General features: G+C 67.3%; 23 protein-coding genes. 11 read left to right on the forward strand and 12 right to left on the reverse strand.

Going from position 1 to position 19,954, the window contains the following annotated elements:
* Position 1 precedes the first annotated feature (1 nt).
* On the reverse strand, positions 2–2,149 hold the full coding sequence (locus ACFYWJ_RS02650) for a S9 family peptidase (RefSeq protein WP_355270925.1): 2,148 nt from the start codon (positions 2,147–2,149) through the stop codon (positions 2–4).
* 126 nt (positions 2,150–2,275) lie between these two features.
* Here ACFYWJ_RS02650 and ACFYWJ_RS02655 point away from each other — a divergent pair, with 126 nt between their 5' ends.
* Positions 2,276–3,310 (forward strand): DUF2330 domain-containing protein, encoded by a 1,035-nt coding sequence (locus ACFYWJ_RS02655; protein ID WP_355270924.1) that lies wholly within the window; start codon positions 2,276–2,278, stop codon positions 3,308–3,310.
* A gap of 68 nt (positions 3,311–3,378) precedes the next feature.
* On the opposite strand, the gene ACFYWJ_RS02660 is transcribed toward ACFYWJ_RS02655, so the two are convergent.
* From ACFYWJ_RS02660 to ACFYWJ_RS02680, 5 genes are all read right to left on the reverse strand, one after another.
* Entirely contained in the window at positions 3,379–4,311 is a 933-nt protein-coding gene (locus ACFYWJ_RS02660) for an alpha/beta hydrolase family protein (RefSeq protein ID WP_355270922.1), read from the reverse strand.
* A gap of 164 nt (positions 4,312–4,475) precedes the next feature.
* Entirely contained in the window at positions 4,476–4,898 is a 423-nt protein-coding gene (locus tag ACFYWJ_RS02665; RefSeq protein ID WP_355270920.1) for an HIT family protein, read from the reverse strand.
* Positions 4,899–4,994: 96 nt separating this feature from the next.
* A complete protein-coding gene (gene purB, locus ACFYWJ_RS02670; protein ID WP_355270918.1) occupies positions 4,995–6,416 on the reverse strand; it encodes an adenylosuccinate lyase in 1,422 nt (473 codons plus the stop codon).
* A gap of 6 nt (positions 6,417–6,422) precedes the next feature.
* Positions 6,423–7,076 (reverse strand): TetR/AcrR family transcriptional regulator, encoded by a 654-nt coding sequence (locus ACFYWJ_RS02675; protein ID WP_218718730.1) that lies wholly within the window; start codon positions 7,074–7,076, stop codon positions 6,423–6,425.
* A 156-nt stretch (positions 7,077–7,232) separates the two neighbouring features.
* Positions 7,233–8,393, reverse strand: a complete 1,161-nt coding sequence (locus tag ACFYWJ_RS02680; RefSeq protein ID WP_355270916.1) for a pyridoxal phosphate-dependent aminotransferase — start codon at positions 8,391–8,393, stop codon at positions 7,233–7,235.
* Between the two features lie 154 nt (positions 8,394–8,547).
* Between ACFYWJ_RS02680 and ACFYWJ_RS02685 the strand changes: the two genes are divergently transcribed.
* Positions 8,548–9,771 (forward strand): M23 family metallopeptidase, encoded by a 1,224-nt coding sequence (locus tag ACFYWJ_RS02685; protein WP_387160658.1) that lies wholly within the window; start codon positions 8,548–8,550, stop codon positions 9,769–9,771.
* An 11-nt stretch (positions 9,772–9,782) separates the two neighbouring features.
* Here ACFYWJ_RS02685 and ACFYWJ_RS02690 read toward each other — a convergent pair whose 3' ends face one another.
* The gene (locus ACFYWJ_RS02690) at positions 9,783–10,205 is read right to left on the reverse strand and encodes a hypothetical protein (protein WP_355270914.1); all 423 of its coding nucleotides are present in this window, start codon (positions 10,203–10,205) and stop codon (positions 9,783–9,785) included.
* 46 nt (positions 10,206–10,251) lie between these two features.
* Between ACFYWJ_RS02690 and ACFYWJ_RS02695 the strand changes: the two genes are divergently transcribed.
* The 5 genes from ACFYWJ_RS02695 to ACFYWJ_RS02715 are packed head-to-tail and all read left to right on the forward strand — an operon-like array spanning position 10,252 to position 13,438.
* Positions 10,252–10,563: a WXG100 family type VII secretion target gene (locus ACFYWJ_RS02695; RefSeq protein ID WP_355270912.1), complete on the forward strand. Its 312-nt coding sequence runs from the start codon at positions 10,252–10,254 to the stop codon at positions 10,561–10,563.
* Positions 10,564–10,577: 14 nt separating this feature from the next.
* The gene (locus ACFYWJ_RS02700) at positions 10,578–10,877 is read left to right on the forward strand and encodes a WXG100 family type VII secretion target (RefSeq protein ID WP_355270910.1); all 300 of its coding nucleotides are present in this window, start codon (positions 10,578–10,580) and stop codon (positions 10,875–10,877) included.
* A complete protein-coding gene (locus tag ACFYWJ_RS02705) occupies positions 10,874–12,220 on the forward strand; it encodes a putative toxin (RefSeq protein WP_355270909.1) in 1,347 nt (448 codons plus the stop codon). Before ACFYWJ_RS02700 ends, ACFYWJ_RS02705 begins: the two co-directional genes overlap by 4 nt.
* Before the next feature lie 4 nt (positions 12,221–12,224).
* Positions 12,225–13,040 (forward strand): HEAT repeat domain-containing protein, encoded by an 816-nt coding sequence (locus ACFYWJ_RS02710; RefSeq protein ID WP_355270908.1) that lies wholly within the window; start codon positions 12,225–12,227, stop codon positions 13,038–13,040.
* The gene (locus ACFYWJ_RS02715; RefSeq protein WP_355270906.1) at positions 13,037–13,438 is read left to right on the forward strand and encodes a hypothetical protein; all 402 of its coding nucleotides are present in this window, start codon (positions 13,037–13,039) and stop codon (positions 13,436–13,438) included. The genes ACFYWJ_RS02710 and ACFYWJ_RS02715 overlap by 4 nt, the downstream gene beginning before the upstream one ends.
* Positions 13,439–13,448: 10 nt before the next feature.
* Here the strand turns inward: ACFYWJ_RS02715 and purD are convergent, their stop codons facing one another.
* A complete protein-coding gene (purD, locus tag ACFYWJ_RS02720; RefSeq protein WP_355270904.1) occupies positions 13,449–14,723 on the reverse strand; it encodes a phosphoribosylamine--glycine ligase in 1,275 nt (424 codons plus the stop codon).
* A 216-nt stretch (positions 14,724–14,939) separates the two neighbouring features.
* Here purD and ACFYWJ_RS02725 point away from each other — a divergent pair, with 216 nt between their 5' ends.
* Both ACFYWJ_RS02725 and ACFYWJ_RS02730 read left to right on the forward strand, forming a co-directional pair.
* The gene (locus ACFYWJ_RS02725; RefSeq protein ID WP_355270903.1) at positions 14,940–15,317 is read left to right on the forward strand and encodes a PH domain-containing protein; all 378 of its coding nucleotides are present in this window, start codon (positions 14,940–14,942) and stop codon (positions 15,315–15,317) included.
* A 14-nt stretch (positions 15,318–15,331) separates the two neighbouring features.
* Complete coding sequence (locus ACFYWJ_RS02730; RefSeq protein WP_355270901.1) at positions 15,332–15,757, forward strand: HIT family protein; 426 nt, start codon at positions 15,332–15,334, stop codon at positions 15,755–15,757.
* Between the two features lie 155 nt (positions 15,758–15,912).
* Here ACFYWJ_RS02730 and ACFYWJ_RS02735 read toward each other — a convergent pair whose 3' ends face one another.
* From ACFYWJ_RS02735 to ACFYWJ_RS02750, 4 genes are read right to left on the reverse strand one after another with little or no spacing between them, the layout of a single operon-like run.
* Complete coding sequence (locus ACFYWJ_RS02735) at positions 15,913–16,296, reverse strand: DUF6188 family protein (RefSeq protein WP_355270899.1); 384 nt, start codon at positions 16,294–16,296, stop codon at positions 15,913–15,915.
* Entirely contained in the window at positions 16,293–17,642 is a 1,350-nt protein-coding gene (locus ACFYWJ_RS02740) for a hypothetical protein (RefSeq protein ID WP_355270897.1), read from the reverse strand. Before ACFYWJ_RS02740 ends, ACFYWJ_RS02735 begins: the two co-directional genes overlap by 4 nt.
* Positions 17,643–17,645: 3 nt before the next feature.
* Complete coding sequence (locus ACFYWJ_RS02745) at positions 17,646–17,945, reverse strand: WXG100 family type VII secretion target (RefSeq protein ID WP_355270896.1); 300 nt, start codon at positions 17,943–17,945, stop codon at positions 17,646–17,648.
* A complete protein-coding gene (locus ACFYWJ_RS02750) occupies positions 17,945–18,286 on the reverse strand; it encodes a WXG100 family type VII secretion target (protein ID WP_355270894.1) in 342 nt (113 codons plus the stop codon). The genes ACFYWJ_RS02745 and ACFYWJ_RS02750 overlap by 1 nt, the downstream gene beginning before the upstream one ends.
* A 680-nt stretch (positions 18,287–18,966) precedes the next feature.
* On the opposite strand from ACFYWJ_RS02750, the gene ACFYWJ_RS02755 reads away from it, so the two are divergent.
* The gene (locus tag ACFYWJ_RS02755) at positions 18,967–19,215 is read left to right on the forward strand and encodes a hypothetical protein (RefSeq protein ID WP_355270892.1); all 249 of its coding nucleotides are present in this window, start codon (positions 18,967–18,969) and stop codon (positions 19,213–19,215) included.
* The gene (locus tag ACFYWJ_RS02760; protein ID WP_355270890.1) at positions 19,212–19,685 is read left to right on the forward strand and encodes a hypothetical protein; all 474 of its coding nucleotides are present in this window, start codon (positions 19,212–19,214) and stop codon (positions 19,683–19,685) included. The genes ACFYWJ_RS02755 and ACFYWJ_RS02760 overlap by 4 nt, the downstream gene beginning before the upstream one ends.
* Positions 19,686–19,954 lie beyond the last annotated feature (269 nt).

Genomic DNA, 19,954 nt, shown 5'->3' on the forward strand with positions numbered 1-19,954 from the left:
CCTACGCGTCCGCCAGGCCGACCTTGTCGAGTACCCAGGCGTACTCGAAGCCGACTTCCTTCCACTTCTCGTAGCGCCCGCTCACGCCGCCGTGGCCCGCGCTCATCTCCGTCTTGAGCAGCAGCTCGCTGTCACCGGTCTTGGTGTCGCGCAGCTTGGCGATCCACTTGGCGGGCTCGACGTAGAGCACGCGGGTGTCGTTGAGGCTGGTGATGGCCAGGATGGCCGGGTAGTCCTTGGCCTCGACGTTCTCGTACGGCGAGTACGACTTCATGTACTCGTAGACGTCCTTGTCGGCCAACGGGTTTCCCCACTCGTCCCATTCGATCACCGTCAGCGGCAGCGACGGGTCGAGGATGGAGGTGAGCGGGTCGACGAACGGCACGTTGGCGAGGATGCCGGTGAACAGCTCCGGCGCCAGGTTGGCGACCGCGCCCATCAGCAGACCGCCCGCGCTGCCGCCGTCGGCGATCAGCCGGTCGGCCGCCGTGGCCCCGGTGTCGATGAGATGGCTCGCGCAGGAGACGAAGTCGGTGAAGGTGTTCTTCTTCAGCAGCGTCTTGCCATGCTCGTACCAGAGCCTGCCCATCTCGCCGCCGCCGCGCACGTGCGCCACCGCGAACACCATGCCGCGGTCGAGCAGCGACAGCCGCGAGACCGAGAACGACGGGTCGATGCTGGCCTCGTAGGAGCCGTAGCCGTAGAGCAGCGTCGGCTTCGGGCCCGCCGGGAGCCCGCGGCGCTTGATGATCGAGATCGGGATCCGGGTGCCGTCGTGCGCGACCGCCCAATCCCGGTGCTGTTCATAATCGTTCGCGTCGTAGCCGCCGAGCACCGGCTGCTCCTTGCGCAGCAGCAGCTCACCGGTGGCGGGCACGTAGTCGAACACCTGCATCGGGGTGATGAAGGAGGTGACGCCGACCCGCAGCGTCGGCTGCTCCCACTCGGGGCTGGAACCCGCACCGGCGGAGAACAATTCGAGCCCGAAGTCGAGTTCGGTGAGCTCGCCGTAGCCGTCGGCGGTGAGCGGCCACACCGACAGGCGGGGCAGCGCGTCGCGGCGGTAGCCGAGCACCAGGTGGTTGGCGAAGGCGTCGATGTCCTCGAGCCGCACGTCCTCGCGGTGCCCGATCAGGATCGTCATGTTCGACGGATCGGTGGCAGGCGCCTCGGCGAGCACGAAATTCTCCGCCTTCACGCCGTCGACCACGTCGTTGTGCAGGATCAGGAAGCGGTCCTCGCCGCCGATCACCGCGTGCTCGGCCGAGTACTCCACGCCCTCGCGCCGCTCCAGCAGCACCCGGAACTCGCCCTCGGGATTGTCGGACTCCAGCACCCAGCCCTCGGTGGTGATCTTGGAGCCGAGCCAGATCATCAGGTACTTCTCGGAGCGGGTCGCGCCGACACTGACCCAGTAGCGCTCGTCGGGCTCGTGGAACACCGTCACATCGGCGTCGGACGCTGTGCCGACGCGGTGCCGCCACACGGTGTCGGGCCGCCAGGACTCGTCGACGGTCTGATAGAAGATGTGCGTGCCGTCCAGCGACCAGGTCGCGCCGGGCGCGGCGCCTGCCACCTCGTCGGGCAGCAGCTCGCCGGTGCGCAGATCCTTGATCCGCAGGGTGTAGCGCTCGTCGCCGGTGCTGTCGACCGAGTAGGCCAGCAGGGTGCCGTCGTGGCTGAGCGAGAACGCGCCGAGCGCGAAGAAGTCCAGGCCCTCGGCCAGGACGTTGCTGTCGAGCAGCACCTCCTCGCCCTCGATCACCGTGTCGACCTCGAGCTGGGGCGGGGTCCACGCGTCGATGCCGTCGGCGTTCGCGTCGATGGGACAGCGGCAGTGCACGCCGTACTGCTTGCCCTCGAAGCTGCGCGAGTAGTACCAGAACTCGCCGAGCCGGGTCGGCACCGAGAGGTCGGTCTCCTGGGTCCGCGCCTTGATCTCGTCGAAGATCTTGTCCCGCAGTGGCTGCAGCTGGTCGGTCTGCGCCTCGGTGAAGGCGTTCTCGGCCTCCAGGTACGCGATGACCTCGGGGTTCTCCTTGTCCCGCAGCCACTCGTACTCGTCGACGAACGTGTCGCCGTGATGCACCCGCTCGAAGGGCACCTTCTTCGCGATCGGCGCCGACACCGTCTCATTCTCGCCAGCCATGGGTCCACCGTAGCCGGACCTTTGCGGCCGGGCCCGCCAACTCGGCCGGGGCGGCGGCCGGGCCGGGCCCGCTCGGTGAGTATTTCTGCGCATGTGCGCGCGGCGGCGAGTCCGTAGCCTGCTCGCATGGGGATGCGGTACGCGGTTCGATCGTTCGTCGTGACTGTCGGGGTGGTGCTGGCGGCGGGGTCCGCGGCGATGACACCGGCGACAGCGTGCGCGTGCGGCGGGGTGATCAGCGGCGGGAACTCGGCGCGGGTCGACAGCGAAACAGCGGTGCTGGGGTGGGACGGCACCCGCGAGACCGTGCTCATGCGCCTCGGCATGCGGTTCGACGGCGCCGACGCGGCGTTGATCGTGCCGACGCCGACACCGGCGACCGTCTCGGCGGGCACCGCGGCCTCGTTCAGCGAGCTGTCGCGGCTCACCGCGCCCGAGGTCGTCACCGAGTACCACTGGTTCGGCAGCGACTACTCCTCCGGCGACACCTCGGGCGCCGCGCCCGGTGCCGGGCCCGAGGTGCTGGGGCAGGTGCAGCTCGGCCCGCTGGAGGCGACCACCCTGCGCGGCGGCGACCTCACCGGCGTCCGGGAATGGCTGGATACCAACGGCTATCAGCTCCGTCCCGAGGTCAGCGCCACCCTCGACCCCTATCTCCGCGAGGGCTGGTCCTTCGTCGCCATGCGACTGACCAGCGCGAAGCCCCTCTCCGGCGCCCTCGATCCGGTCCGGTTGACCTTCGACTCCGACCGGCTCGTGTATCCGATGCGGATGTCGGCCGCCGCCACGGGGCACCAGTCGGTGCACCTCTACGTCTTCAGCGACCACCGGGTGACCCGCACCGACGCCGACACCGCCACCCAATCCACCATCACCGAATTCGCCGCCCCCGTCGCCGAACTCACCGATCCCGACCTGACCGCGCTCGCGGCGGGCCGGACCTACCTCACCGAGCTCGCCGTCTCCATCCCCCGGCCCGCGACCATCACCACCGATTTCGCCTTCGGCCCCGCCGCGAACGACGACATCGTCCGCGACCGGGTGGTGAGCCGGGAGTACGTCGAGATCCTGGGCTTCCCCGCGGGTTACGTGCTGCTCGTCGCCGGGCTCTCGGTGATCGGTGTGCTCGCGGGCGTCGTACTCCGGCGCCGGACCAGGTAGCCCCGGACGCACCGCGGCCCGGCTCGCGGGCTGTGGAAGCCGTCGAACCGGGCCGCTGGGAAGAACTGTCAGGCCCCCAGTGCGGGACCGATGGTCGGCCAGGAGGCGTGCAGCGCGTCCTGCCAGTAGGACCACGAGTGAGTGCCGACCGGGTGGTAGTCGATCTTCGCGCCGATACCCGCGCCACGCAGACGCTGGTCGAAGGCGACCATGCAGGTGTTGACGCCCAGTTCGATCGGGCCGCCGAGGAAGATGTTCTCCGCCAGCTGCGGCTTCAGTTCGGCCTCGTGCGGGCCGGGAATGCCGGTGCCGGTGGACATGTAGAGCGCCTTGCCGCGCAGCCCCTCGAGCATCAGGGCCGGGTCGTGCGAGGCCCATTCGGGGCTGCCGGGCGCGCCCCACATGTTGAGCGGGTTGCCGCCGCGGTTGGCGATGGAGAACATGATCGCGCCCGCCGCCATCGCGCTGTCGGGACACGCGCTGTAGCCGGCGACGGCCCGGTACAGACCGGGGTGCCGCGCGGCCAGGATGTAGGCCGCGTTACCGCCCATGGACAGGCCGCCGATGCCGTTGACGCCGTTGCCGCCGAACTCCGCGTCGATCAGTCCGGGCAGCTCCTGGGTCAGGAAGGTCTCCCACTTGTACCGGCCGAAGCGCGGGTCGTCGGAGATCCAGTCGGAGTAGTAGCTGGCCTGCCCGCCGGTCGGCATCACCACGTTGACGTTCTTGTTCCGGAAGAAGGCCTCGGCGTCGGTCGCGTTGGTCCAGGTGCTCTGGCCGACGCCGGGATCGAGGCCGTCGAGCAGGTAGTACGTGGGGCGGGAGCCGCCGCCCGCCGGGTGCAGGACCTGCAGGTCGACGTTGCGGCCCATCGCGGGCGAGGCGACGGTGATCGCCGTGCGGGTGGGGCTGAGGTTGTTCACCCCGATGATCTGCGCGGCGGCTGCGGGGGCTGGGTGCACCACCGTGGGTCCGATCACCGCGATGGCGAAAGCCAGCACTGCAGCAGCAACACCTGTACGACGCACGATCCACCCTCCATAACCGCATGCCAATGACAGTCCAAAGTAACCCAGAGGTGAACGAACTGGAAGCATTCGGCGTTTCGGGCGTTTCTTCAGCAAACTTACCGGTATGCAATGCCCGGTTCGCCCGAAAAGGCAGGTCAGCGGGACAGCGCGCCGCGAATCGAGCCGGCCAGGTAATCGAGATCGGCACGGGCGGGCGAGGTCGGCCGGGCCCGCAGCCCGAAACCGTCACCCGGCGTCCGCGGGATCACGTGCAGGTGCACGTGGAAGACTTCCTGCCCGGCCGTGACCCCGTCGGCGAGAAAGAAATTCACCCCGTCGGCGGCCACCTCACTGGACCGCAACGCGGCGGCGATCCGCTGCCCGACCTGGAACAGCTTGCCGCCGAGGGCGGGATCGAGCTCGGCCAGGCTCGGCGCGGCCGCCTTCGGCACCACCAGCACATGTCCCGGCGTCACCGGACGAATGTCCATGAACGCCAGCACATCATCGTCCTCGTAGACCTTGGAGGCGGGCGCCTGCCCGGCGATGATGTCGGCGAAGATCGTGTACGGATTCACCCGAGTACGGTAGCGAAACACCGCCCGGACCCGCCGTGCGATCGCCCGCCGCCGGTGCTGCCACAGCGACAGCGGCGGGCTGATCCGCACCGGGACTCAGAGAATCGGCGACGGCGTGTAGCGCGCGGCCGCCGGATTGGCCTCGACCAGCTTCTGCACCTGGGCGACGACCTCGGCGACCTGATCGGACGCGGCGCCGATGAACGCGGACTTGTCGGCCAGCGCGGCGTCGAGCGCGGCGCGGTCCAGCGGCATCCGGTCGTCGGCGGCGAGCCGGTCGAGCAGGTCGGGTTCGCGGCCCTGCTCGCGCATGGCCAGCGCCACCGCGACGGCGTGCTCCTTGATGACCTCGTGCGCGGTCTCCCGGCCGACCCCGGCCCGCACCGCCGCCATCAGGATGCGGGTGGTGGCCAGGAACGGCAGGTACCGGTCGAGCTCGCGGGCGACCACCGCCGGGTAGGCGCCGAACTCGGCGAGCACGGTCAGGAAGGTCTCCATCTGGCCGTCGATGGCGAAGAACGCGTCCGGCAGCGCGACGCGGCGCACCACCGAGCAGAACACATCGCCCTCGTTCCACTGCGCGCCGGCGAGCTCGGCCGCCATCGAGCCGTAGCCGCGCAGCACCACCTGCAGGCCGTTGACGCGCTCGCAGGAGCGGGTGTTCATCTTGTGCGGCATCGCCGACGACCCGACCTGGCCGGGCTGGAAGCCCTCGGTGACCAGCTCGTGGCCCGCCATCAGCCGGATGGTGTGCGCGAACGACGACGGGCCCGCACCCAGCTGCACCAGCGCCGAGAGCACGTCGTGGTCCAGCGAGCGCGGGTACACCTGGCCGACGCTGGTGAAGACCTTCGCGAAGCCCAGGTGCGTGGCCACCTGCTGCTCGAGCGCGGCCAGCTTGCCCGCGTCACCGTCGAGCAGGTCGAGCATGTCCTGGGCGGTGCCCATCGGGCCCTTGATGCCGCGCAGCGGGTAGCGGTCGATCAGCTCGTGCAGCCGGGTCAGCGCGACGAGCACCTCGTCGGCGGCCGAGGCGAAGCGCTTGCCCAGCGTCGTGGCCTGCGCGGCGACATTGTGCGAGCGGCCGGCCATCACCAGCGTCTGGTACTCGGCGGCGCGCTCGGCCAGCCGGGCCGCGATGGCGACACCGTGGTCGTAGACGTGCTCGAGCGAGAGCCGGATCTGCAGCTGCTCCACGTTCTCGGTGAGGTCGCGGCTGGTCATGCCCTTGTGCACGTGCTCGTGCCCGGCCAGCGCGTTGAACTCCTCGATGCGCGCCTTCACGTCGTGGCGGGTGACCCGCTCACGCTCGGCGATCGAGGCCAGGTCGACGTGCTCGAGCACGCGCTCGTAGTCGTCGAGCACACCCGCGGGGACATCGATGCCGAGTGCCGACTGCGCCCGCAGCACCTCGAGCCACAGCTTGCGCTCGAGCACGATCTTGTTCTCGGGCGACCAGAGCGCGACGAGCTCCGGGCTGGCGTATCGGGTGGCGAGGACGTTCGGGACAAGGCTCACGAACACTCAGTCTAGTTGCCGCGCCCGTTCCAGCTGCTGGGGCATCATGTTGGGCACCACCGGCGGGGCGACGATGTCGATCATCTCCAGCAGACCGGCCCGTGCGGGCCGCCTCGGCTCCGGGTGACCCTCGATCAGCGCGGCGACCACGGCGCCGTCCACCACCGCGACGAGCCTGCGCAACTGCTCGGGGCGCACCACTCGATCGGAGCGGCGCAGCACGTCGGCGAGCAGTTCTTCGAGCTGCGTGCGTAGTCGGAGCTGGACCTCGCGTAACTCGGGATGACGAGCCGAGGCGACCGAGCGCTCGTAGCGGGCGATCAGCTGACCGCGCGCGTCCAGATCGCTGTCGTCGGGGCCGACCAGCAGGTCGAGAACGAGGTCGACGGTCGCGTCGGTACCGCGCCTGCGATGGCTGACCTCACCGACCCGGCGACGCATCGCGTCGAGCTCGATCGCGCCGCTGAATTCCACGGCCCTGGCGATCAGATCTTCCAGGGATTCGAAGTAGTAGGTGGTCGAGGCGAGCGGAAGATCGGCCCGCGACGCCACCGAGCGATGTCGTACAGCGTCGAAGCCGCCTTCGAGCAACAGTTCAGCCGCCGCCGCCACCAGGGCCTGGCGACGCCGTTCGCCTTTCGGGGTCGTCGCGGTGGTCACCGTGCCATCGTGCCAGTCATCATCAGTTCAACCGTGCGCAATCGTCATCGGGGAAACGCGGGAAATCGGGATAACTGAGTTTTACCGCATCCCGGCACGGAAGTGTTCGTACTAGGCAAAGTTGTTGTCGCACATCACTGTTGACAGCGGTGCCGATCAACCCTTCAGGAACCTTCCCAACCGGTCCAGTGCTGCGGCGATGTCGTCGCCCGAGCCCGCGAAGGAGAAGCGAACCGTGCGAATGCCGTGCACGGTGTCGAAGTCGAGACCGGGTGCCAGCGCGACGCCGGTGTGCTCGAGTACCTCGGCGCACCAGGCCCGGGAATCGTTGGTCAGATGACCGATATCGGCATAGGCGTAAAACGCGCCGTCGGCGGGGGCGAGTTCGGTGATGCCGATACTCGGCAGCCCCTCCAGTAGCAGCGCGCGGTTGCGCGCGTACCGGCGCACGTGGCCGTCCAGCTCATCCTTGGCTTCCGCGCCGAACGCGTGCACGGCGGCGTACTGGGAGATGGCGGGCGGGCACACCGTCATGTTCGAGGCCAGCCGCTGCAGCGCTGGGCGCAGGTCGGCCGGGGCCAGCATCCAGCCCAGCCGCCAGCCGGTCATCGAGAAGTACTTCGACACCGAGCCGATCACCACCGCCTGCCGGGAGGTCTCCCAGGCCGACGCGGTCGGCGTGGCGTCGTCGAAGGTGATGCCGTGGTAGATCTCGTCGGAGATCAGCAGGGTGCCGTGCTGCTCGCACCAGCGCGCCAGCGCGGCCAGCTCGGCCGGATCGATCATCGTGCCGGTCGGGTTGGCCGGGCTCGCCACCACCAGGCCGGCGGGCGGCTCGGGCAGAGCCTCGAGCATCGCCACCGTCGGCTGGAACCGGGTCTGCGGGCCGCAGTCGAGTTCGACGACCTCGCAGCCGAGCGCGGTGAGCGTGTTCCGGTAGGCGGGGTAGCCCGGCCGGGCCACCACCACGGTGTCGCCCGCGTCGAACGCGGCCAGGAAGATCAGCGTGAACGCCCCCGACGAGCCCGTGGTCACCACGACCTCGTCCGGGTGCACGTCGTACCCGTAGGTCCGCCGGTGGTGCTCTGCGATCGCCTCCCGCAGCGGCAGGATCCCGAACGTCTCGGTGTACCCCAGCAGCTCGTCGTCGATCGCCGCCTTGGTCGCCCGCAACACCGGCGCGGGCGCCTTGGTCGATGGCTGCCCCGCCGCCAGCACCAGCACGTCCCCGTGCGACCTGGCCCGTTCCGCGGCCGCCTTCCACACATCCATCACATAGAAGGGGGGAATGGTCGACCGGCGCGATTCTCTGGACACCCGACTGACGGTAGAGCACCCGATTGCGGGCGTTGACAGATATGGTCGGCACAATGGCTCCGACAGCGAATACGCAGCCACCGGCGCAGCGGGTCAGGCCGCGTCGGGGCAGGGCCGCGGGGGCACCATGGAGTGGGTAAGGACGGCGGGGCGCGTGCGGCGGACGAAGGCGGACACGGTCGATCGTGCCGCCGCGTCGCCGGTCGAGGACGATGCCGAGGCAGCTGCGGGCGGGACTCGCGAGCGGGCCGCCGCGGACCGCGCCGGGTCCGCGGTCGGGGAAAGCCGCGAGCCGGAGGGGGACCCGTCGGTCCGCGACCGACCCGACGGTACGGACTCGGCGTCTCCGGAATCCCTTGGTGCCGAAGACAACTCGGAGACGACCGCGAGCAAGCGCGTCGTCGGCATCAACGGCCGTGTGCTGCGGGCGAATTGGCGTGCGCAATTGCCGGCGAAAGTCGGTGTGCGCGAGCGCGTGACGACCTGGCTCGGCGAGCATCCGACGGTCGGTGCGATCGCCGGGGAACTGCGCGACGGCGATGTCCGCACGGTGTTCTGGCTGCGCCCCAAGGCGCGGGCCGAGGCGCTGTGGGAGCGGCGGCCGAGCCGGGATCTGGTGCGGCGGACACTGATCGAGCAGCGCGTGTTGATCGCGGGCGTGGCGATCGTCGCGGTGTTCGTCGCGGCGGACGGGCGGATCGGCGGCGACGTCGAAGGTGGCCCGCTGGCCCCGGGTGAGGCGCAGCGCGTCGCGATCGCCTACGTACCTGAGCTCGCGCCGAATCCGCAGTCGACGACGCGCCTGCTCGCCGCCATCGCCAACGGCGAGAAGCGGCGCGAGGCGGCGGTGGTCGCGGCGGCGGCCCGCGCCACCCTCGAGCGCGCGAAGGCCGAGGCGGCGGCCGCGGCCTCCGGCGAGTGGCAGGACTGGATGGGGACGCGGGCGCCGGTGGTCCCCGGCGTCGTGACGCCCGGGTCGACCCCCTCCATCGGCGGCTTCAGCCTGCCCGCGAAGGGTGCGTTCACCTCGGGCTTCGGCTCCCGCTGGGGCACCATGCACCGCGGCATCGACATCGCCGCCCCCATCGGCAGCCCCATCTACGCCGTCGCCGACGGCACGGTCGTCGAAGCGGGGCCCGCCCAGGGCTTCGGCCTGTGGGTCCGCATCCGCCACGACGACGGCACCATCAGCATCTACGGCCACATGTACGACTTCTTCGTCTCCCCCGGCGAACGCGTCCCCGCGGGCATGCAGATCGCCCGCATCGGCAACCGCGGCGACTCCACCGGCCCCCACCTGCACTTCGAAATAGTCCAGAACGGCAACCACGTCGACCCCCAGGCCTGGCTCGCCATGCACGGCCTCCAACTCACCTGACCCGAAACCACTCAGGACCAGAGTCGCCGCACGCCCCTTGTCGCATTCGCGCCGTTCATATCGATGTTCACCGACTCGTCGTCCATCGCGTATGGAACGAGAATGTCGATCGCGATACCGCCCGCGTGCTCGGCGGCGACCTTGATCGCGTCTCCGACGAACGGCTGCCGGACGGTCACGGCGTACACCGTTGCCCTGGCACGCAGATCGCGCCGGTCGTCATCGAAGGTGAGGCTGTCCAGAATCGAGTCCTCACCGCTGAACGCTCCGCCCAGCCGACGCATCGCTCTCTCTCCATCCGTGCCGATGACCAGCATGAAGGGAGCGAAACCCGCTGCACCACCGAGCATTTCACCAGCGACACCTATACTGTCGTGTAGCAGGTTGTCCAGGTCGTCCTGATCTCGTTGCGACGCGGCACTACGCCAGTTCATGTGCGCTTCCTCCATTCGGGACGGTCTGGAACGGGGAGGGAAAACTATGGACGACAGTACGCTCGGCGTCGACCCGGAGAAGCTACGGCAAGCGGCGACCGCGTTGCAGAACCATCAGGGCGATCTGCTGTACGAACTCAATCGAATTCATCTGGCCCACACCGATCTCCAGAACAGCTGGCGGGGCTCGGCCGCCGACCTGGTCGCCACTACCTGGCAGTCGCTCAACTCGCGGGTCACCGCGCATGCGGGCCGTCTCGACGGCTACGCACAAGACCTGCGAACCGCCGCTCAGGCTTTCACCGACCAGGACGACACCGGAGCCGCGGGCTATGGCCCGTACACGCTGAACCTCTGACAGGCGGTTCACCGATGGCACTGTTCTCCTACGACCTGACTGCGATGGCACAGTTCGTCACCGACCTCGACACCCGCATCGCTACGGTGGAAACCTATCTCGCCGATGCCCGCACCACCGCCGACACCCTCGCTCAGGACTTCACCGGGCAAGCGTCGGACGCTTTCGTCGAAGCGCATACCACCTGGCAGACCACCGCCGCGGCCTACCTCGTCGAGTTGCGTGAGCTCCGCCAGCAGATCGATCGCTGCCGCCAGAACTACGCCGACGCACGCGAGGCCAATCGCCAGATGTTCGGTTGGTCCGGCGGATGACGGACCTCGACCCAGAGTCCTACTACAACGCGGCACGCCAGCTCACCGGCACCAGCCGAGACGTCGAGCGCGATCTCAGAGCCCTGAACACGAAGCTGACCGTCGCCAATTCGGCAGGCAGCTACTTCTCCGGCGGAACCAAGTGGGGCCAGAATTTCGACCAGGCCGCCACGGATATCTTCGAGGTCGCCTCGACCAGCGCGATGGCGGCACGCGAGCTGGGATACCAGGTACACCAGGCGGGCCTCAACCACGCGAACGCCGAAAACACGAACAACCCCGGCGCGAACCAGCCGACGCCACCGGCCGAGGAAGGCACCACCCTCGCGATCAATCTGCAACCCGGCGAGTTCGCGGCAGGTGGGCAGCACGACACCCCGTCCAACTGGGATCTGTTGCGGGGTCTGGTCACCCGCCCGTGGGCGGACAGCGATCCTGTACGAATATCCAAGGCCGGCATGGATTTCGGCGACTGGGGTCGAGCCACCAAACGAACCGCAGATACGATGCGGAACTTCGCGGTATTGAAGTGGTCGGACGCGGAGAAGACCGACGTCGAGGTCAGCGGAATAATCGACGAGATCAACAATGTGCACACCGCGCTGCATGATTCCGGCGAACTCGGAACATATCTGGAGACGGCATGCAAATCGGTCGGTAAGATAAGCGAAGACAACCGATCGATGATCATCTTCTCACTGAATCTTCTACGATTGATTCTCCTTTCCTACGAAGCCGATAAGATCGCCCTCAATCGCTTGCCTGGATTCATCTCGGGCCCGCTCAAGAGAGCAATAGAGAAGCTCGAAGAGAAGACGAAGAAGGACTACGCGACAGCTATCGATGGACTGCTGAAAGAGATCAACGACAAGGTTGACGAAGCGATCGGGAACTGCGAGGGCATCTATGCCGCGGCGAACGGCGACGTCCAGTTCCTGGCACCCATCCTGAACCGTACGCCTCGCAACGCCCAGCCGATTCGATTTCGCAACAGAGACGATAACGACGAGGCCGGTGACCGGGGCGAAGAGCGTGCGGGGATCCCATTACCCGCCGGCCGCAGGGGAGTGAACGTCAACGGTGAAACCATCTACCCCGACTACATAGATGTAACCAATAAGCAGGTAGTCGAGGTCAAGAACGCGAACGATTTGGACGATCGTTCACGGAATCAGATCAAACTCGAAACAGTGTACGCCCAGAGCCAGGGCTACACGATGATCCTGGTCACCGACCATCGCACGGTGATAAACGACCCAGATATTCAGCATATGATCGATACGGGGCAGATCCAGCTGGTGCGAAAGGAGCTCGACGACAACAATGACGCCAAACCACGATAGAGAATTGAATCTGCAACGGCTCCGCGAGCAGATCAATCGAATCGAGTCGGGCACCGAAGACATCGCCGAGGCCGCCGCCGCGGCACGAGCGAAGGCCCGTGTGCAGGAGGCGGAGGAACCGGCGAAGCCGACCTGGTCCGGATCGAATTATCCCGGGATGCCCGAGGGGGACGACTGGCTGGCCGACGTGCCGGCGCAGTATCGGGACGGTACCGGCGGCTTCGAATTGCGGCTTGCCCACGACCTCGCCGCCGTCGGAGTTCGCTGCTATCGACTCACCGACCTCGACAACTACGCGGGGACCGATCCGCAGGCGATTCCGGTCTACACGGACTGGCTCGCCAACCTGGACGAGAAGATTCCGGGACCCGAATCACGGCACCGGGAGGGTATTCGGGCTCATCTGCTGCACAATCTGGCCGATCCGGCCGCGTACGGGGATCAGGACGCGATCGCGGCACTGATCGCCCAGCTGCGGCGGAATCCACCCATGCCGTCCGATGTGCAGTGGTGGGCGGCGGAAGCACTGGACAAGATCGCGGGCCCGCAGAACTATGCCGAGATCCTCGCACTGTTCCACGAGCTCACCGACGACAATCCACGGGCCGCGCTGCTCCCCTACCTCGGGCGATCGAAGACACCGGAGGCCATCCGGATCGCCGTCGACGCACTCGCTGATCGCGGCACCCGCCAGTGGGCTGTGCAAGCCCTCATCCTCGCGGAAGCCGACGGCACACTGCCGCTCATCGCCCGCTACGCCGACGACGAGAGCGAGCAGGTTCGCACCTGGGTCCGCACAGCGATGGAACAGCTCGAATGACGTGGAACTCCGGCGAGCTCGAAGCCGCCGCCGACGAATTCGAAGCACGGCTCGCGCAGATCAAAGCCGAGAGCGCGCAGATCGACCGCATCATCGGGGAAGCAGGGACGCCCGACCGCGCTGTCCGGGTTCGGGTCAACGCGATGGGCGTCCTGGTCGACATCAAGCTCGGTCCGACCACCTCGGGCGCGAATCGGGAGTGGCTCGCGCGCACCATCGTCGAACTGACCGCGGTCGCCGCACAGAACGCTGCCGCGCAAGCCGACACCCACTACGCCGCTCTGCGCGCGGCACAGCGGGTAGCCCAGGCGCGGATCACCGAAGCCGACCGCGCCCAGGGCCAGTTGTCACGCACGGTGTCCGACCGTGTCCGGATGCCGAACCCGAACGACCGATAGCCCGGGGGTACTACCCCTTGCGCTCCGGGACGACGACCTCGGTGGCGCCGATGTCGGTGCGGAAGTGGCTGCCGGGCAGCTTGATCTGGGCCAGGCGGGCGTAGGCGCGTTCGCGGGCCTCGGCGAGGTCGGCGCCGACGCCGACGACGTTGAGGACGCGGCCGCCCGCGGAGACCAGCGCCTTGTCCTCGCGCTGCCCGGTGCCCGCGTGCAGCACCAGGGTGTCGCCTTCCAGCGCACCGTCTTCGGCGCCGGTGATCACGTCACCGGTGCGCGGGCGGGCCGGGTAGTTCTCGGCGGCCAGCACGACGGTGATCGCCGAGCCGTCCTTCCAGCGCGGGGGCTCGACCTCGGCCAGGCGGCCGGTGGCGGTGGCGTGCAGCAGCTCGGCGAACGGGCTGTCCAGCAGCGCCAGCACGGCCTGAGTCTCGGGATCGCCGAAGCGGCAGTTGAATTCGACGACCGCGGGACCGTTGGTGCCGACGGCCAGGCCCGCGTACAGCAGGCCGGAGAACGAGCTGCCCCGGCGGACCAGCTCGGCCGCGACCGGCTTCACCACGTCTTCGACGATCTCGGTCAGCGTCTCCTCGGGCAGCCACGGCAGCGGCGTGTAGGCGCCCATGCCGCCGGTGTTGGGACCGGAGTCGCCGTCGCCGACGCGCTTGTGGTCCTGGGCGGGCAGCAGCGGGACCACGGTCTCGCCGTCGACCAGGCAGAACAGCGACACCTCCGGGCCGTCCAGGAAGGACTCCAGCAGCACCGGGTGCCCCTGTTCGAGCAGCTCGGCGCCGTGATCGCGGGCCGCGCGGCGGTCGTCGGTCACCACGACGCCCTTGCCGGCGGCGAGGCCGTCGTCCTTGACCACCCAGGTGGGGCCGAAGCGGTCGAGCGCGGCGTCCAGGTCGGCCGGGTTGTCGACGATCTCGCTGTGCGCGGTCCGCACCCCGGCGGCCGCCATCACGTCCTTGGCGAACGCCTTGGAGCCTTCGATCCGCGCCGCGTCACCGGACGGGCCGAACACCGGGAATCCGGCGGCCCGCACGGCGTCGGCGATCCCGAGCACCAGCGGCACCTCGGGCCCGATCACCACGAGGTCGGCGGCGACGTCGGTGGCCAGCGCGACCACGGCCTCGGCCGAGCAGGGATCGACGGGACGCAGCTGGGCGTGCTGGCCGATGCCCGGATTACCGGGGGCGGCGATCACCGCCGTCACCGACGGATCCCGGCGCAGCGCCAGGACGAGGGCATGTTCACGGGCTCCGGAACCGATGACGAGTACGCGCACGCGTGACAGATTAGTCGCGCACTTCGCGCGTACTTCGCACGCCCCGGCTTGCTGCCCGGTCGGGATATCCGGCGGCGGCCGCCCGACCGCGACGGCCCATCCGTGCCCGCTCCCGGCACCGGGAATTCACTCGCACACGCCACCCACAGCGGGTTCGCTTGGGGGACAATGATGCTGGGTCCCCGGCGGCCGGGGAACGCGCGAGGGGAGCACGGCATGGGACTACTCGACGGGATGATGGGCAACGCGGGCCGGATCGACCCGGCCGCCGCCCAGCAGGAGTACGCCAAGCTGTTCGGCCAGGGTGAGCAGGTCTATTCGGCCTTCATCCTGGTGCGCGACGCGATGCTGTTCACCAACCGCAGGCTGATCCTGGTCGACAAGCAGGGCGTCACCGGCCGCAAGGTCAGCTACCACTCCATCCCGTACCGCTCGATCACCCATTTCGCCGTCGAGACCGCGGGCACCTTCGACCTCGACGCCGAGCTCTACATCTGGATCGGCAGCGGGAACGAGCCGGTCAAGCAGCGGTTCAACCGCCAGGTCGACATCTACGAGGTGCAGGGCATCCTGTCGCATTTCGTGGCGATCTAGCTAGGCTCGCCGCTATGGCATCCGTCTTCAGCGCGATCATCGCCGGACAGCTTCCCGGCCGCTTCGTCTGGGAGGACGACGAGTTCGTCGCCTTCCTCACCATCGCCCCCGTCACCCAGGGTCACACCCTCATCGTGCCGCGCGCCGAGATCGACCAGTGGCAGGACGTCGACCCCGCCGTCATGGCGCGGATGACCGGCCTCGCCCAGCAGATCGGCCAGGCCGTCCGCCTCGCCTTCGACGCACCACGCGCCGGCCTGCTCATCGCCGGCCTGGAAGTCCCCCACCTGCACACCCATGTCTTCCCCGCCTACACCATGGGCGACTTCGACATCTCCGGCGCCGACACCGCCCCCACCCCCGAGTCCCTCGACGAGGCCCAGGCCAAGATCAAGGCCGCCCTCCGGAAACTCGGCTACGAGGCCAACGTCCCCGACTGAGCCTTGCTGTGGAGGTCGTTGGCCAGTTCCCATACCTCGGCGGGCACAGGTTGACGACCACCATCGCGAACTACATAGGTCGCCTCGTCACCCGGTTCAGGCCAGCGTCCGTCGACCTGCTCGATGGCTTCTTCACGTGGATCGCGCAGGGCGGATCAGGGACGCTCGGACCAGCGTGCCACTCCACCTCCGGGGCTACTGATCACCCGGTATCCACCCGGACCAGCTATCCCCCATGCTTCGAAATCCTGATCAACCGGCACAGAGATCATGACATCATTGCTGAATTTCATAATTAGTTCACCATTATCATCAGAGCAAGCAGAGATAACAGTCGCCCCGACCAGCGATCCCAATCTGGATTCAATCAACGAGTATTCCTCAGGCGCCACTTTCGTAAAACCCGCAGGATCAGAAAGAGACAATTCACACTCGATCTGGAGCTCGTATTCAGACGCCGACGTTCCAGAGCGCAGCGTAATTGTGTAACCGACCAATATCTCCTTTACCACCGTTCCTTGTATTTGCAGTTCTATCATGGCCAACCTTTCGGCACGGGATAAGTTCCATCGGGATTCTTCGGGAAATGAGTTTCTGCATTCGACCCCGGTTTGCCATCCAGCTTCACCGGCTGACCGTGCTCATTATAGTAGCGAACATAGCCGTCCGGATACTTGGAGGTAGGCTCGCCTTCTCTGAACATGTTTCCATTGGGGTTTGCTGCGCCTTCTTTCTGCCAAACCCAGCCCTTGTCATTATCAGCCCGGCGAACGTTCCAATCCTGCGGAACATGCTCGGGGCGTTCAGGAGTGGTCGAACCGTCTCCGGATTCATCCGGAATATCGATCCCCTCTGCCTCGTTCGCCGCAATATAGACAGCCATGCCCGCGATGGCTGTGACCGCTGCGCCGACCCCCGCTCTGGTCAGGTCGGGGATCGCTGTGAAACCGCCTGATGCTGTACCCGCCGCGACCACAGCACCGAAGATCACCAGGAGACGGCTGGCGGTGACCGTGTTCTTGATGACCAAGGCCGTCGCCTCGACGATTTCGATGGTGACAACAGCTCCACCCGCCGCCGCACCACCTGAGGCAAGACCGGCGGTGAAGACCGCCGCGACCGCGACAACGGCGATGGTGATGCCGATAGCGGCAGCGACTTCGATCCCAGCCTGCGCGACGGCGGCTTGAATCTCCGAGCGCATGTCGGTGAGCGCAGAGTGATGCTCGGTGACAGGCGTGACCATGCCTTTGGCTGCCTCGGCTACGAGTTTCGCGGCCTGTTCGAGCGTGTTGAGCTTTTCCTCGATAGCGATGATGTTCGGGTCGGTGCTGCCCTCGAACTTGGCGCCGACCCCCTTGATCCGGCCTTCCGCACCGGTGATGTAACCGCTCTCGGCGAACTTCTTCCAGGCATCGCGGGCCGTAGCAAGTTTGGTGGCGTCGCCGTTAGGGATCTTGCCGACCTTTTCGAGTAGCCCGACGACCGCGCCTTCGTCCAAGCCCGCGCCATTGTCACCTTTCGCGGTAACCGGCAGCGCCATCCCCGAGTCGTACAGCGGCTCAGACGCTGTCGGCCGCGTGGGTTCACTGCCGCTGGCCTTGGCTCGGTTGGAATGCCACCAGTTGTAGCCGTTTGCTTCCAGCACGTCACCGTACCGGCGAAGCGCGTTCGCCAAAGTCGCGGTGAGAGTGACGATGTCGGCGGCGTGCCTGTCGTAGGTGGTGGTCCACTCCCCGCATTTTTCGTGGTCCCCAGCCATTCCACCGCACTCATGTTGCAGCGTGGAGTTCAGTGGCCCCAGCGCAAGGCTGATATCGTCGGCGAGCAGATGACACTTTTTCGCGGCATCGTAGTACATGCCGGAGTCGATGGTCCACGTCATCGGTTAACCACTTTGCAGCATCCGCTTGTTGGCTTCAGCCGCCGTGGTGTAGCGGCCGTGAGCGGCTTTCGCCGCGTCGCTCATGTCGCGTATGCCCTCGGCGAATTCACGTGCCCCCGTGACCCACTGCTGGTGCGCGACCTGGTAGGCATCCGCCGCGAGCCCTTCCCAGCTGGTGCCCTTCAGCTTTGCGACCTGGTCATCGATGTCGTCGAGATGATCAGCGACAAACCCGGCCAGCCCGGCCAGGCGAGCCACGATCTGATCGAGCTGATCCATATCGACAGAAAATTCCGAACCCATCACAACTCCGGTAGATCGAGGCCGATCATATTGAGCGAGAACTGATTCGAGGCATCTTGCCGCTGGTACGTGTCGGCGGTGACACCTAGCTTCTCTGCCATCTCGGTCAAGGCGGTGCATATCTGGCGGCCACCACTGCTGGTTTCGGTCCAACCGGTACCGAACTCGTCGGCCAGATCACCGAGCCAACCGCCACTGAGTAACGCTTCGACATCCCCACTTGCCGAATCCAAGGCCGCGCGTAGCGTTTCGGCGAGACCGTAAACGTACCTGCCGACGTCACTGACCTCTTCGGGGACTACCGACAACGACTGACCGTCGCTCCCCCCAGGAGTACTCACGCCGGAAGACGCTACCGGACACCGAGACACGGGGCCAACCCTGACCGAGCGGGCGAAGGACGGCGGCAGTCCGGTAGGGCCGACGATGAGCGTGTAGACGCGGCCGCCGGAAGCCGAATCCGCAACGCGCCGAAGCTGTTTGCCCGTCGGTTACCCGAGGTGTAGCGTCGCGTTCACAGAACGGCCCCCGGTAGCGCGCCAACGCTATCCGAGGGCCTGGGTACGAAGCAGTCACTACCTGTTCGCACCGTAGGGGACACCCTACCTGCAACGCCTCGGCACCTCTCCACGCCGAGGAGCCGCCCTGACGCCAGGAGCCGTCAACGCTCCCGTGCCCGGACGACCTGCTGCCCGCCTCCCAGGCCCCGGTGGACTGTTCCACGGTCGTCACCGACGAGCCCGACCAGGGGAAGCTCCCACTCCGAAACCCAGCCGTCTGCGAGTACCACCGTCGTACGCCTCGCACGTACGCACCGTGTCGGCCGGGGTGCACACCTACGTCACGGTCCAACCTCGCCGCGCGTCTCCTCGACGCGGGGCCAGAAGTGTTGGCCGAGATGGTCTATCGGGACATGGTGACCGGGAGTCCGGGGAAGGGGGGTTTCGACACCGGCACCCTTGGGTGCTCCGCATGGTCGAACCCCGGCAAACACTTGACACATCGCAAGGGAAAGGCGACCATGAACTCAGATATCAAGGACATCGCCGACTGGGCCAGGAGTCAGGGATGGACAGTCGTCGATGACACCAAGGGCTACACCCGGTTCTACGCACCGAACGGCGACTATGTCGTGCGCTACCCGGCCACGCCCAGCAACTCCCGCCGCAGGATAGCCGACCTGAAAGTCGCACTCCGCGGGGCAGGACTACAGATTCCACCGCCGAGCAAAAAGGAACAACGCGCACAGCGCCGGAAGGAGGACCAGTGATTCAGACGTGGGTCGCAACATTCGCCTTCGATCGCGGGGCCGACGAGGCTCAGCTGATCGCGTGGGAAGAGATGCTCACCGAGCACGATGGCACGGTGTCCCAGAACGAGCGCGGTATCGAGGTGTCGGTGTACGTCGATACGGCGGACCCGATCAGCGCCGCCGAGATGGCACACACGGTGATCAGTGTCGCCGTCCCGCTGCCGCCGACCGCGATCGAGGTCATCACCGAGGACGAGCAGGCTCGGCGCGCCGAAGCTCCGACACTGCCGGAGCTGGTATCCGCCCCGGAGGTGGGTGAGCTCCTCGGAGTGAGCCGTCAGCGGGTGCACCAGCTTCGCTCGACCCCGGCGTTCCCGCAGCCGCTGTTCGAATTGCGTACCGGTCCGGTATGGGATGCGGTACCGATCCGCAAGTTCGCACAGGAATGGGACCGCAAGCCGGGCCGACCGAGGACCAACTGCGCCTGACGGGTTCTAGTCCGCCAGCGCCTGAGCACCCTCATGCGCTGGGTGGGGTCAGCTGCGTGACGGTGCCGAGGAAGCTCGTGACATACAGTGCGTGCGCGTCCCAGCCCGGGCCTTGACGACGAAATCGCCGTTCGGCAGTTGCGCCAAGCCGTTCGGCATCGTCAAACCGGTGGCGACCGTGGTCACCGCAACGGATTTCGTGCCGTCGGCTGCCAGTCGCTGTAGCGAGCCGCCGACTTCGGTGGCGGATTGCTCCGACAGCAGCAGGT

The organism is Nocardia sp. NPDC003269, assembly GCF_042888005.1.
GTDB lineage: Bacteria > Actinomycetota > Actinomycetes > Mycobacteriales > Mycobacteriaceae > Nocardia.

Excerpts from the sequence above, each read along its gene's own strand:
- ACFYWJ_RS02715 (WP_355270906.1), top strand. The coding sequence starts at position 13,037 with ATGACGTGGAACTCCGGCGAGCTCGAAGCCGCCGCCGACGAATTCGAA.
- ACFYWJ_RS02730 (WP_355270901.1), top strand. The coding sequence starts at position 15,332 with ATGGCATCCGTCTTCAGCGCGATCATCGCCGGACAGCTTCCCGGCCGC.
- ACFYWJ_RS02650 (WP_355270925.1), bottom strand. The coding sequence starts at position 2,149 with ATGGCTGGCGAGAATGAGACGGTGTCGGCGCCGATCGCGAAGAAGGTG.
- ACFYWJ_RS02705 (WP_355270909.1), top strand. The coding sequence starts at position 10,874 with ATGACGGACCTCGACCCAGAGTCCTACTACAACGCGGCACGCCAGCTC.
- ACFYWJ_RS02755 (WP_355270892.1), top strand. The coding sequence starts at position 18,967 with ATGAACTCAGATATCAAGGACATCGCCGACTGGGCCAGGAGTCAGGGA.
- ACFYWJ_RS02745 (WP_355270896.1), bottom strand. The coding sequence starts at position 17,945 with ATGGGTTCGGAATTTTCTGTCGATATGGATCAGCTCGATCAGATCGTG.
- ACFYWJ_RS02655 (WP_355270924.1), top strand. The coding sequence starts at position 2,276 with ATGGGGATGCGGTACGCGGTTCGATCGTTCGTCGTGACTGTCGGGGTG.
- ACFYWJ_RS02700 (WP_355270910.1), top strand. The coding sequence starts at position 10,578 with ATGGCACTGTTCTCCTACGACCTGACTGCGATGGCACAGTTCGTCACC.
- ACFYWJ_RS02725 (WP_355270903.1), top strand. The coding sequence starts at position 14,940 with ATGGGACTACTCGACGGGATGATGGGCAACGCGGGCCGGATCGACCCG.
- ACFYWJ_RS02735 (WP_355270899.1), bottom strand. The coding sequence starts at position 16,296 with ATGATAGAACTGCAAATACAAGGAACGGTGGTAAAGGAGATATTGGTC.
- ACFYWJ_RS02690 (WP_355270914.1), bottom strand. The coding sequence starts at position 10,205 with ATGAACTGGCGTAGTGCCGCGTCGCAACGAGATCAGGACGACCTGGAC.
- ACFYWJ_RS02740 (WP_355270897.1), bottom strand. The coding sequence starts at position 17,642 with ATGACGTGGACCATCGACTCCGGCATGTACTACGATGCCGCGAAAAAG.
- ACFYWJ_RS02695 (WP_355270912.1), top strand. The coding sequence starts at position 10,252 with ATGGACGACAGTACGCTCGGCGTCGACCCGGAGAAGCTACGGCAAGCG.